Annotated in this window: 13 protein-coding genes; all 13 read left to right on the top strand. The window is 40.6% G+C overall.

Translation table 11 applies throughout. The features are described 5' to 3' along the window. Nucleotides 1-3: 3 nt before the first annotated feature. The 13 genes from IGI38_RS20845 to IGI38_RS20785 all read left to right on the top strand — a co-directional run bounded on the left by IGI38_RS20845 (nucleotide 4) and on the right by IGI38_RS20785 (nucleotide 11,895). Nucleotides 4-1,065, top strand: a complete 1,062-nt coding sequence (locus tag IGI38_RS20845; protein ID WP_438733828.1) for a galactitol-1-phosphate 5-dehydrogenase — start codon at nucleotides 4-6, stop codon at nucleotides 1,063-1,065. Nucleotides 1,066-1,080: 15 nt separating this feature from the next. Continuing rightward, nucleotides 1,081-1,776 carry an L-ribulose-5-phosphate 4-epimerase gene (locus IGI38_RS20840; RefSeq protein ID WP_438733827.1) on the top strand — a complete coding sequence of 232 codons (696 nt, stop codon included), beginning with the start codon at nucleotides 1,081-1,083 and terminating at the stop codon, nucleotides 1,774-1,776. Between the two features lie 25 nt (nucleotides 1,777-1,801). Further along, nucleotides 1,802-1,984, top strand: coding sequence for a hypothetical protein (locus IGI38_RS20835; RefSeq protein ID WP_438733826.1), 183 nt, complete (start codon nucleotides 1,802-1,804; stop codon nucleotides 1,982-1,984). A 26-nt stretch (nucleotides 1,985-2,010) separates the two neighbouring features. After that, nucleotides 2,011-2,856, top strand: coding sequence for a rhamnulose-1-phosphate aldolase (gene rhaD, locus IGI38_RS20830; RefSeq protein WP_438733825.1), 846 nt, complete (start codon nucleotides 2,011-2,013; stop codon nucleotides 2,854-2,856). Then, nucleotides 2,849-3,874: an NAD(P)-dependent oxidoreductase gene (locus IGI38_RS20825; RefSeq protein WP_438733824.1), complete on the top strand. Its 1,026-nt coding sequence runs from the start codon at nucleotides 2,849-2,851 to the stop codon at nucleotides 3,872-3,874. Before rhaD ends, IGI38_RS20825 begins: the two co-directional genes overlap by 8 nt. Before the next feature lie 140 nt (nucleotides 3,875-4,014). Beyond that, entirely contained in the window at nucleotides 4,015-4,815 is an 801-nt protein-coding gene (locus tag IGI38_RS20820; RefSeq protein WP_438733823.1) for an SDR family oxidoreductase, read from the top strand. 19 nt (nucleotides 4,816-4,834) lie between these two features. Continuing rightward, nucleotides 4,835-6,679 carry a BglG family transcription antiterminator gene (locus IGI38_RS20815; RefSeq protein WP_438733822.1) on the top strand — a complete coding sequence of 615 codons (1,845 nt, stop codon included), beginning with the start codon at nucleotides 4,835-4,837 and terminating at the stop codon, nucleotides 6,677-6,679. Nucleotides 6,680-6,733: 54 nt separating this feature from the next. Further along, nucleotides 6,734-7,219: a transcriptional regulator GutM gene (locus IGI38_RS20810; RefSeq protein ID WP_438733820.1), complete on the top strand. Its 486-nt coding sequence runs from the start codon at nucleotides 6,734-6,736 to the stop codon at nucleotides 7,217-7,219. A 16-nt stretch (nucleotides 7,220-7,235) separates the two neighbouring features. Beyond that, complete coding sequence (gene srlA / locus IGI38_RS20805; RefSeq protein ID WP_438733819.1) at nucleotides 7,236-7,796, top strand: PTS glucitol/sorbitol transporter subunit IIC; 561 nt, start codon at nucleotides 7,236-7,238, stop codon at nucleotides 7,794-7,796. A gap of 115 nt (nucleotides 7,797-7,911) precedes the next feature. Next, nucleotides 7,912-8,916 carry a PTS glucitol/sorbitol transporter subunit IIB gene (gene srlE, locus IGI38_RS20800; protein ID WP_438733818.1) on the top strand — a complete coding sequence of 335 codons (1,005 nt, stop codon included), beginning with the start codon at nucleotides 7,912-7,914 and terminating at the stop codon, nucleotides 8,914-8,916. Nucleotides 8,917-8,937: 21 nt separating this feature from the next. Beyond that, nucleotides 8,938-9,291, top strand: a complete 354-nt coding sequence (locus IGI38_RS20795; protein ID WP_438733817.1) for a PTS glucitol/sorbitol transporter subunit IIA — start codon at nucleotides 8,938-8,940, stop codon at nucleotides 9,289-9,291. A 197-nt stretch (nucleotides 9,292-9,488) separates the two neighbouring features. Further along, the gene (gene mtnK / locus IGI38_RS20790) at nucleotides 9,489-10,736 is read left to right on the top strand and encodes an S-methyl-5-thioribose kinase (protein WP_438733816.1); all 1,248 of its coding nucleotides are present in this window, start codon (nucleotides 9,489-9,491) and stop codon (nucleotides 10,734-10,736) included. Between the two features lie 103 nt (nucleotides 10,737-10,839). Next, nucleotides 10,840-11,895: a s-methyl-5-thioribose-1-phosphate isomerase gene (locus IGI38_RS20785; protein WP_438733814.1), complete on the top strand. Its 1,056-nt coding sequence runs from the start codon at nucleotides 10,840-10,842 to the stop codon at nucleotides 11,893-11,895. Nucleotides 11,896-11,897 lie beyond the last annotated feature (2 nt).

The following is an 11,897-nucleotide window of genomic DNA, read 5'->3' as shown; positions in this document are numbered from 1 at the left end:
ATCATGACAAAAAAGATGAGAGCAAGTGTGTTGATAAAACCTGGTGTATTGGAAGTTCAAGAGGTGGATGTTCCCGATATTGGTGAAGATGAAGTATTAGTTAAAGTCGCTTACGCGGGGATCTGTGGCTCAGATGTGCCCCGCGCAAACTTAGAAGATGGTGCAAGAATGTATCCGCTCATTTTAGGACATGAATTCAGCGGCACTGTTGATCGGGTAGGATCACAGGTTACTAAAGTTCAAGTCGGAGACAAGATCGCTGTTGCACCACTGATCCCAGACCCAAATTCTGAATATACAAAAGAAGGCTCCTATGGTCTCAGTGATAATTATAACATAATCGGTACTGGCAGTAATGGAGCCTTTGCTGAATACGTGAAAGTCCCTGAAGAGCATTGTGTGGTGATGCCGGCAGATTTGGATTTATTGTCAGCAGCTGGGGTAGAGCCGGCGACGATCAGTTGGCATGCGATGCAACGTTCAAACATGAAGGTCGGCGATACAGTTGCAGTTCTTGGCTGTGGGCCAATCGGTCAGTTTGCGATTCAAATCGCGAAAATATTCGGTGCTAAAAAAGTCATCGCGGTCGATATTTTCGATGACAAATTGGCATTGGCAAAAGAACTCGGCGCGGATGTGACTATCAATAGTAAGGAGCAAAATTTAGAAGAAGCAATCAAGACGGAAACAGGTCTAGGTGTACATGTCGTGATTGAAACTGCTGGAAGCAAGTTTACTCAGAAACAAGCCCTTTTGATTACACGAAAACATGGGACTGTAGTACTAGTTGGCATCTCGCATCAAGACCTGCCGTTATCTGAGCATGAGGCAGAACGTATTATGCGCGCAGAATTGACGATTACAGGTTCATGGAATTCTTATACAGCACCCTATCCTGGCCGGGCATGGGAAGCGACGTTAGAAGAAATGTCTAAACGCAGAATCAAATTCAAAGAAATGGTGAGTAATGAAATCACGTTAACGGATTTGTCAGATGTGCTGCCTAAGATGTTTAAAAGAGAACTTGCGTATAACAAAATCGTTGTTGCAGTCAATCCAGAGTAAGAGGGGACCAAACCAATGTTAGAACAATTAAAAGAAGAAGTATTTCAAGCGAATTTAGCCTTACCTAAACAAGGATTAATTAAATATACTTGGGGAAATGTCAGCGCTTATGATCCTGAGACCGGCTATTTTGTTATCAAGCCAAGCGGAGTCAGCTACGAAGAAATGACGGCTGATGACATGGTTGTTGTTGATTTAGAAAATAATGTGATCGAAGGAGAATTAAACCCTTCATCCGATACGCCGACTCATGCAGTATTATACAAAGCATTTCCAGAGATTGGCGGCATCGTTCACACCCATTCAACTTGGGCAGCAGCTTGGGCACAATCAGGATTAGATGTTCCAGCGATGGGAACGACTCACGCAGATACCTTTTATGGCTCGGTTCCATGTGCTCGTTTCCTAACACAAAATGAAATCGATGAAGGGTACGAACACGAAACAGGAAATGTCATTATCGAAACATTCAAACAACGTGAAATCAAACCTTTGGAAGTTCCAGGAGTATTGCTTCATGGACACGGTCCGTTTACTTGGGGCAAAGACGCTCATAGCGCGGTGATGAACGCCGTGGTATTGGAAGAAGTATGTAAAATGAACCTGTTGACTCGTCAATTAAATTCATTTGCAGAAGAGCTGCCGCAACGTGTGTTAGATAAACATTATCTTCGTAAACATGGAGCGAATGCGTATTACGGACAGAAATAGTTACTAATTAGGGAGGAGGATGACGATGATTAGCGATTTGTTTATTTTGATTGGCCTAGCCTTTTTTATCAAAATCTTTTTTGATGGCGCAAAAAAACTAGTAGTTGGCACCAATGGGGATGTCGTAAAAAGCAGAACTTACTGGATTCATGGTGTGCTGGGTGTGGCATTTATGATCGTAGCTCGACTAATTACGGTCCTCCTTTAATTAAGTAAGCAACGGAGGATGATGGAATGAAAATTCATGAGATCGGTCAGGCTCCTTTTATTCGAGAAATGTGCGAAGCAACCAGCCAATTATGGGCATATGGCTGGGCGGAGCGAAATGGTGGTAATATCAGTTACCGGTTGCCGCAAGAGGAGGTTCAATATTATCTCAATATCGCTCATGTTAAACGGACGGTAGAACTGAATTTTACTGTAAAAAATTTGGCAGGGGAACTATTTCTTGTTTCAGGTTCAGGAAAGTATTTTAAGAATATCCAAAAGAATCCAGCAAATAGTTTGGCGATCATCCAGATAAGCGCAGAAGGTGACAAGTACGACCTGTTATGGGGGCTAGAAGGAGGCGACCTGCCAACGAGTGAGTTAGCGTCGCACCTTCAATGTCATGAAGTTCGGCTTGCGCAAGATCCAGAACATCGAGTAATTCTGCATACCCACGCGACAGCGATATCAGCAATGACCTTTATCCATGACTTAGATGAGAAAAAATTTACCAAAACATTGTGGCAAATGATTACTGAATGTTTAGTCGTTTTTCCTGATGGTGTATCCGTTCTTCCATGGATGGTTGCGGGTACGAGTGAGTTAGGTGCCGCATCGGCAAAAAAAATGCATGATTCTAGGATTGTTGTCTGGCCACATCACGGTATTATGGGTGCAGGACAAACAATGGATGATGCTTTTGGCCTAGTTGAAACAGCGGAAAAAGCAGCGCAAATTTATTTGCAGATTTGTTCAACTAGACAAGAAATTAAGCAGCGAATTACCGATCAGCAACTTTGGGATTTAGCGGAAAAGTTTCACGTGAAACCGAAATCTGGGATATTGATGGAAGAGGGCTTGCGAAATGACTAATGTCGTAGTGATTGGAGATCCCTTTGTATCGGCTGAAAATTTAGCTGCTGCAGCCAACGGTCTGATACTTGATTCACCAATCAATGTTCAACTGTTTGAGTGGCAAGCTGGAAAAACGCGTTCGGAATTTCGCGAAGTAATCAAAGTTTTGGAGCATGATGGACCGAATGGTTTTGAGTGGCCTTCAGAGATACTAACCGCAGTGTCGTCAGCCGAGTATTTATTAGTTCATTTGGCGCCGGTTTCTCAAAAGTTATTACGGCACGGGAAACAGTTAAAAATGATTGGGACTTGTCGAGGTGGCTTGGAACATATTGATTTGGAGGCAGTAAAACAATCAAAAGAGCTTTCGGTAATCAACGTCATTCGAAATGCGGAACCGGTGGCAGATTTTACGATTGGTTTGATGTATACGACAGTCCGAAATATTGCCGCTTCCGCGATCCAAGTAAAGAATGGCAAGTGGCCGCAAAATTTTTCGAATGATGCGTACAAAACGTCCTTTTCTAATCTAAAAGTCGGTTTGGTCGGTTTAGGCCATATTGGAAAGATCGTCGCAAAGCGTTTAACAGCATTAGGATTAGAAGTCAGCGCGTATGATGCCTTTGCAGATCAAGCAAGCTTAGATCAAAAAGGCTATCATATAAAATTGAAAAGCTTGAAGAAAATTTTTAGCGAATCGGATGTCGTCTCTTTGCATTTGAGAGTGGTACCAGAGACGATAAATTTGATTGATCAGTCCTTGTTGAAGCGGATGAAACCCAGTGCTTATTTGATTAATACAGCTCGACCAGACATTCTTAATCGGACAGATTTTATCGAGTGTTTAACGAAAAAAAGGATTGCTGGTGCCGGCATTGATGTGCTTTGGGAGGAACCGGCTGATCCCAATGACCCGTTACTAAAATTAGATAATGTTGTGATCACATCGCATATTGCCGGAGATACGATCGATGCAATCGAGCGTTCACCGCAATTGCTGCAAACAGAAATGAATAGAGTGTTGCAAAAAGCCTAAGCAGCTTCGTCTGCTTAGGCTTTTTTTGCACATTTCACAAATTAGTGTCCTTTTTTTTCTGGTTTCAAAAAAAAGAGCGTATTAATCATTTGGGGAAAGCGCTTTATACTTGGCGTGTAATTAAGAGGAGGGAACATGGAATGTCAGATTGGTTAGACGTTGCAGGAAAAAAAGTGATCGTAACAGGTGGCTCTTCAGGAATTGGAGCAAGTATTATTGAGGAATTACTGGGTCAAGGAGTGATCGTTGCGAATTTTGATCTTCAACCTGGGAAGATGATTCACGATAATCTTTACTATTTTAAAACGGATATTTCGAATCGCCAGCAAGTAGAAGAGAATGTGGCGAAAGTTGTTGAAGAATTAGGACAGATCGATGGCTTGGTAAATAATGCTGGAATTAACGTGCCGCGATTATTAGTGGATGAAGAAAATCCTCATAGTCCGTTTGAATTATCTGATGATGTCTTTGATAAAATGATGGCGATCAATCAAAAGGGTCTATTTTTAATGACACAAGCGGCGGCGCGGACAATGATGGAAAGACATGAAGGCGTGATTATCAACATGTCGTCGGAATGCGGTTTGGAAGGATCAGAAGGTCAAAGCCCGTACGCTGCAACTAAAGCTGCAGTCAACAGTTTTACACGGTCATGGTCGAAAGAATTAGGCAAGCAAGGAATTCGGGTAGTGGGAATAGCACCGGGAATCATGGAAGAAACTGGCTTACGAACTGAAGCTTATGAGACAGCGTTGGCTTATACACGTGGAATCACTGTTGAAGAACTTCGTAAGAACTATGATAAGACTACGACGATCCCATTAGGACGGAGCGGAAAGCTCAGTGAAGTCGCGGATTTAGTATGCTATTATCTATCTGACCGGTCTAGTTATATTACAGGCGTTACGACCAATGTAGCTGGAGGGAAGACGCGAGGATAAAGAAGGTGGTGTAAATAAGATGGCATTGATCAATCGCTGGTATCAATTATTGCAGCATTTTATTACTCATGACCGCCTGAGTCTGATTGAACTGCAAAAAATAACTGGTACAAGCGCGCAGACCACCAAAAAAGCGATTCAACTATTGAATGATCAAATGGAACGGATTGCATTAATTGAAGAAAAAGAAGCGATTTACTCCCTGAAAGTACGGGATTCACAGCAGTTCTCAGAGATTATGAATGGCAGTTTAAAACAACAAACTGATTTTAATTCAAGTACAAAACGAATTGCAGTGTTGATTGATTGTTTTATGAAACAAGAAGGGTATATCGTAATCGATGATCTATCAGAAGTATTAGGTGTCAGTCGTTCAACGGTCAATAAAGATTTGCGGCAGTTGAAACAATTAATGACAAGGTATCAGATTTCTCTGATTGGTACACCTAATAAAGGCTTACGGATCGCTGGAACGGAGTCGCAGGTACGATTACTCTATCTGCAGCACGCCTATGATTATCTGGAGCAGCCGATCTTAAGTGACGACTTGCTGGAGCAGATTGACGCGATCGCATTAAGTAAAAAAATGGATTTTCGCACATTGGGATTATTAAAAAAGACGATTATTTTAACGATTCAACGAATTCAAGGTGGAAAACCTTTGATACAGGCGGTTCCCTATTATGTTAATTATTTCGCAGCCGATCAATTATTGGAAGAATTATTTGTCAGTTTGGCAACGGAATATAGTCTGACGATCAGTAAATTTGATTTTGACTTTCTCTGTTTCCCGTTAAATATTTTCAATAATAATCTGGTTCCTGAGGAGCAGGCGGATAATCCGGAAGTCAAAACATTGTTTCAATCGATGATGGATCAAATCAATGCGGCTGTGATCATTAATTTAGATCAAGAAGTATTGTTCCAAAACATTCGAGCGCATTTTATGTTTTTGATTAATCGGATCATTTTTCAAATTGAGACCTATGATATATTTCGTGAGGAATTTAAACAAAAGCATGCTTTCGTACATGAATTAGCGGAAATAGGGATTACAGCGCTGGCCGATTTCTTACAAAAACCCAATCAGCAATCCGAACTTTCATACTTAGCCATCTATTTTGAGTTGGCATTGAAATCGGATGCTCAACCAAAGATGAAAGAGATCGCTGTGGTTTGTAATACTGGGAAAGGCACGGCTTTGATGATCAAGCGGCAGTTAGCAACGGTTCTAGGACCGAATATTCGAATTGCTCATTATTCAGAGGAAGAATATGAGACGAAGGATTTAGATCGTTATTTTGCAGTATTCACGACTATTCCTTTGAAACATACAAAGGCCACTACCGCTGTGATCAAGTTAACAGATCTATTCAACGAAAATTGGCTATTGAGTGAATGGAAACGGATCGTCGCTTCAAAAGCTGCGTCATTTGAACATATTCAATTTGCTTTTGAACAGTTGGATAAACAGTTGGCTTATGAGGAAAATTTGATTGCGCTACTAGATAAAATGCGAGTAAAACAACTGATCAGCGATTCGTTTAGGAATTATATTTTGACAAAGGCTCAAGAAGAATCTGCGGTGATCGACAATGGGATTGCTTTTCCCCATGGAATCAATCATCAAAGCGAGGAAATTCTCGTCACGATTGGGATATATCCAGACGAACGATCAACCGAAGACATTGAACTGATTTTTCTGGTAGCGATTCCGGAAAATCTGACATTGGAGATGGAGGATGAGCTGTTAAGTTTTTACGATACAATTTTTGTTATCTCTTCCAGTGAAGCGTTAAGGGAACAGGTCAAACGAATAACTAGCAAAGAGGAATATCGTCAATTATTGGTTAAGGGATGCTAGTGAGGCAGGTGTACGAGGAGTTTTCTCTTTGTATCAGAAAGGAGCAGGTGTTGTATGAATATTTTTGTTTTAGGTGCTATTGCAATTATGGCTTACATTCTTCAAATTTTCTTAGGGATGAAGCAAATCAAAAATTTTAATTCTGTTTATATTCGAATGAAGCGTAAAGGAAAAGTAGCGATTGGTCGTCGTCCTGGAAAAATCGCTTCGGGGACGATCCTATTGTTAGGGGTTGATAATACCGGAATCATTCAAGAAGCGGAAATGATGCAGGGAACGTCGATCTTAGCCCGATTCAAATCACGCCCGCAATTTATTGGCATTGATATTCACCAATTGACCGAATCTTCTATCCTGATAGAGGAAAACAAATTAACTCGTCAAGCGGCGGCAAATGCACAAAAGATTTATTTAGAGGTAGAAAATGGCAACCACCGGGATGAAGCTCCAAAATCCCCAATCTTTAATGTAGGCAATCAAGTAGCACTAATGAAACTTTCGATTCAAGATAAATTCACGAAACGTAAATCACAAATATAAAAGGAGTGTTTTAAAAATGGATTACATTACGAAATTTGCGGAAGGTTTTATGAGCCTTTTCCAAACGGGTGCCGAAACATTTATTAGTTGGATGACAGGCATCGTTCCAGTTGTTTTAATGTTGATGGTAGCGATGAACACATTGATTGCTTTTTTAGGAGAAGAACGCGTAACGAAAGTTGCAAAAGTCTCTTCAAAGAATCCCTTTACACGCTATCTTGTTTTACCCTTCGTTTCTGCTTTTATGTTAGGTAATCCGATGTCTTTTACTATGGCTAGATTCTTACCGGAATTTTATAAGCCAAGCTATTATGCGTCAAATGCGCAATTCTGCCATACTAGTACCGGTGTTTTTCCCCACATCAATCCCGGTGAATTGTTTGTATGGATGGGGATCGCTCAAGGGATTACGCAGCTAGGTCTGAATTCAATGGAATTAGCGATTCGTTATATGTTTGTTGGGTTAGTCATGAACTTTATCGGCGGCTGGACGACTGATTTTACAACAGCATTTGTTTGTAAACAACAAGGAATTCAGTTAAGCAAAGAAGTCGATGACGTTCCAGTGACCGAATAGAAATTTTCACAGTTTGCGTGAATTGAACAGTTTAGTGGAATGATAGGTGATGAACATCAAATTTATTTTTCTATTAGAAAAATAAATACATTGAAATGAATTAGGAGGAGCGAAAATGGCTTATAATAGTATTAAAATCGTAAAAGGTTCAGGCGGATATGGCGGGCCTTTAGTCATTACACCAACAGACGAAAAACATAAATTTGTCTATGTAACTGGTGGTGGAGATAAACCAAGCATCGTTGATAAAATTGAGGAATTATCTGGTATGGAATCGGTCAATGGCTTCAAGACATCCATTCCCGACAATGAAATCGCTTTAGCTATTATTGATTGCGGCGGAACATTACGCTGCGGAATTTATCCTAAGAAGAATATTCCGACAGTGAATATTGTTCCTACAGGAAAGAGTGGTCCGTTAGCGCAATACATCAATGAAGATATCTATGTTTCTGCTGTTGGTGATAATCAAATCATGTTAGCAAATGAAACCGAAACTGCCACTAAACCAGTTTTTGTTACGGAAGACAAATCAGAGCGCGAGTTCAAATATTCAACGGATAAAAAAATTACGGAACAACGAGCAGAACAAAAAAGTTTTATCGCTAAAATCGGAATGGGTGCCGGAAAAGTCGTAGCGACGTTCAATCAGTCCGCTCGCGAAGGTGTGCAGACGATGATCAATACGGTTATTCCTTTTATGGCCTTTGTATCATTATTAATCGGGATCATTCAAGGTTCAGGAATCGGGACTGTTTTTGCCAACCTAATGAAACCATTAGCTGGGAACGTAATCGGCTTGATTATTATCGGATTTATTTGTTCGCTGCCATTCTTGTCACCATTATTAGGGCCTGGGGCAGTTATTAGCCAGATCTTGGGAACCTTGATCGGGGTAGAAATAGGTAAAGGGAATATCCCGCCGCAGCTAGCTTTGCCCGCTCTATTTGCAATCAATACCCAAAATGCCTGCGACTTTATTCCAGTTGGTTTGGGATTGGAAGAAGCTGAAGCGGAAACAGTTGAAGTTGGAGTACCGTCCGTCTTGTATTCACGTTTCTTAAACGGTGTTCCACGGGTAATCGTGGCTTGGTTAGCAAGTTTTGGATTATACAGTTAAAAATGTTTGGAGAGATGAACGATGATTTTTGAGACGCAGATTACCAATATTGGACCTGAAGCAGAGATGTTTCAACAAGAAAAGATGTTGATTTTTTTCGGCAATGATGCGCCGGAGACTTTAGCAGATTATTGTTACAACATCCAATTGACCCCATCCACTGATGAAATCACCGCAGGGATGAATTTTTCTTTCGATGAGCAAACATATAGAATCACAGCAGTAGGCGAGGTAGTGAAAAAGAATCTTGATGATTTAGGACATATTACCTTGCGCTTCGATGGTTCAGAAACGGCAGAACTGCCAGGAACACTTTATGTAGAAGAAAAAGCAATGCCAACGATTACTGTTGGAACAAAGATTGCGATTAGGTAAGAACATTCATCTAAGAGTTGCATTTAACTGGTTTAAATGTACACTTTTAGGTGAGTGTTTTTTTGTCAGTCAAATTTCTCGCAGTTTTATCCGAGGGAGATTTAGTTTGAGGATATGTGTGGCGAGAACCAGAATCTTTTTTTATTTTAGGAAAAAACATTGAGTTAACTGGGAAATTAAATGAATGAGGCGATAATATGAAATTTAGACCGAAAGAATCGGCGATGTACCAAAAACATTTTTTAATGGATACGCAAATGATCGAACACTATGTCGTGGAAAAATTGGGCGTTTTTCCAGCGGATGTACCGTTAACTGTTACTGAGATAGGTGATGGAAATATCAATTATGTTTTTCGTGTGGTGAATGAAGCGACACAAGAAAGTCTGATTATTAAACAGGCGGATGTGCTGCTGCGTTCTTCTGGCCGACCATTGGATATTGATCGTAATCGGATCGAAGCAGAAATTTTACGTTTGCAAAATGAGTTAGCGCCACAGTTTGTGCCGGAAGTTTATTATTATGATCAAAAAATGTACGCGTTGACGATGGAAGATATTTCAGACTATTTAAACATGCGTTATGAATTGATTGAAAAAAATACATTCCCTCACTTCAGCGAGGAGATTGCAGAATATTTAGTACGGACGTTGCTTTTGACGAGTGACCTTGTTTTGGATCGAGAGATTAAAAAACAGCGTGTTAAAGAGTTTATCAATCCAGAGATGTGCGATATCAGCGAGGATTTGGTATTCACAGAACCGTATAACGACTATAAACAACGGAATATATTGACACCGGGCAATGAACAATTTGTTGTCGAAAATTTATATGAGAATGAGCCGCTGCAAGCAGAAGTTGCAATGTTGCGCATCAATTTTATGAACAACGCTCAGTCTTTGCTGCATGGCGACCTTCATACAGGTTCTATTTTTATTAACCAAGAAGGCCTGAAAGTGATTGATCCTGAATTTGCTTTTTATGGTCCGGCGGGATATGACATTGGAAACGTTTTGGCACATCTTTATTTTCCGATGGTCAAAAATCTCTTTGATCCGACAAGCAATCAAAAATTCCAGCAATGGATTACTGAGACAATTGCGGCTGTTTACGACCAGGTCCAAGCAAAATTAAGGACATATTACGATGAATACGTAACAATTTCTTTGTATCGGAATCATGCATTTAAGGACGCCATACTGCAAGAAATTATGGCAGATGCAGCAGGGTATGCTGGTACCGAGATCATTCGCAGAGTTGTAGGAGATTCCAAAGTAAAGGAATTGTCTTTGCTTTCTGTTGAGGATAAAATTGCTGCTGAACGATTGCTGCTAAAATTAGGTATACAATTAATTACCAATCGCCAACACATCACTAGCGGCAGCCAGCTAGTTGATAGCATCAATGAATTTGTCAGTTCCGCTTTTTCCAGATTGCAAAGTTAAGATAAAATTTCGAATGCTCATGCTATCCTTACATACCAGGTTTAGCGGAATGATATGCGTTTTAAAAATGAATATACTAACAATGAAGTAGAAGGTGGATTACTTGAAGAGACAGGATTACACCATGCCAACATTATTACAATATGAAAATGTCGCATGGTATGAAGAGGGAAAAGTTCGCATTTTAGACCGTCGAATTTATCCGACTCGGGTGGAATTTGTTGAATGTGAGACACATCAGGCGGTCGCGCAAGCCATCACGGATATGGTGACCCAGAGCGCGGGACCGTATACTGCGGCAGGAATGGGGATGGCATTAGCGGCCGAAGAAAGTAAAGCGTTAGAATCTGCAGAACAGATCGCGTATTTAAAAAAGGCGTCACATACAATTGCTCATGCTCGTCCAACGACCGCTAATCGTATGACACTGATCACGGAAAAATGTGTGGCAGTGGCAGAAGAGGCGTTAAAAAAAGGTGAGGACCCGACTGAAGCAATTAAACAAAATACGATTGATTCTTTGAATCGCCGCTACTACACGATGGATCAAGTGGCGAAATATTTGATTGAAAAAATCCCTGATAATGGGACTGTATTGACACAATGTTTTGGTGAAACGATCATTGGAATGTTGCTGCGGGAAGCTATTGAGCAGAAAAAAACGCTGCGTTTCTTTTGCGCAGAAACTCGTCCCTATCTGCAAGGCGCGCGTCTAACAGCTAGTTGTTGTGCTGAAATGGGGTTTGATACGACCGTCGTTTCGGATAATATGATCGCTTATCTGATGGAACATGAAAAAATCGATCTATTTACTTCTGCAGCAGATACGATTGCCCAAGACGGCTATATTGCTAATAAAGTGGGGACTTATCAAATAGCGATTTTGGCTCAACGTTTTGGTATTCCTTATTTTGTTACAGGCATCCCAGATATGGATAAAACGAGTCATAAAAGTATCAAGATCGAGATGCGTGACCCTGAACAAGTTATGGAACTAAATGGTATCAAACATACCTTAAAGGGAGTCAAAGCGATCTACCCGTCCTTTGATATCACGCCGCCAGAACTAATCGGTGCTGTTGTAACAGATCGTGGGATTTATTCTCCTTATGATTTAAAACGGTATCTAACAGAACAGCCTGAAAATAATTTTTATTGATA

The sequence above is a fragment of the Enterococcus sp. AZ128 genome (genome assembly GCF_051714485.1).
Taxonomy (GTDB): domain Bacteria; phylum Bacillota; class Bacilli; order Lactobacillales; family Enterococcaceae; genus Enterococcus_A.
This window is presented reverse-complemented; position numbering and strand designations above follow the sequence as displayed.

Coding starts and splice junctions, on each gene's coding strand:
- IGI38_RS20845 (WP_438733828.1), top strand. CDS start 4: ATGACAAAAAAGATGAGAGCAAGTGTGTTGATAAAACCTGGTGTATTG.
- IGI38_RS20840 (WP_438733827.1), top strand. CDS start 1,081: ATGTTAGAACAATTAAAAGAAGAAGTATTTCAAGCGAATTTAGCCTTA.
- IGI38_RS20835 (WP_438733826.1), top strand. CDS start 1,802: ATGATTAGCGATTTGTTTATTTTGATTGGCCTAGCCTTTTTTATCAAA.
- rhaD (WP_438733825.1), top strand. CDS start 2,011: ATGAAAATTCATGAGATCGGTCAGGCTCCTTTTATTCGAGAAATGTGC.
- IGI38_RS20825 (WP_438733824.1), top strand. CDS start 2,849: ATGACTAATGTCGTAGTGATTGGAGATCCCTTTGTATCGGCTGAAAAT.
- IGI38_RS20820 (WP_438733823.1), top strand. CDS start 4,015: ATGTCAGATTGGTTAGACGTTGCAGGAAAAAAAGTGATCGTAACAGGT.
- IGI38_RS20815 (WP_438733822.1), top strand. CDS start 4,835: ATGGCATTGATCAATCGCTGGTATCAATTATTGCAGCATTTTATTACT.
- IGI38_RS20810 (WP_438733820.1), top strand. CDS start 6,734: ATGAATATTTTTGTTTTAGGTGCTATTGCAATTATGGCTTACATTCTT.
- srlA (WP_438733819.1), top strand. CDS start 7,236: ATGGATTACATTACGAAATTTGCGGAAGGTTTTATGAGCCTTTTCCAA.
- srlE (WP_438733818.1), top strand. CDS start 7,912: ATGGCTTATAATAGTATTAAAATCGTAAAAGGTTCAGGCGGATATGGC.
- IGI38_RS20795 (WP_438733817.1), top strand. CDS start 8,938: ATGATTTTTGAGACGCAGATTACCAATATTGGACCTGAAGCAGAGATG.
- mtnK (WP_438733816.1), top strand. CDS start 9,489: ATGAAATTTAGACCGAAAGAATCGGCGATGTACCAAAAACATTTTTTA.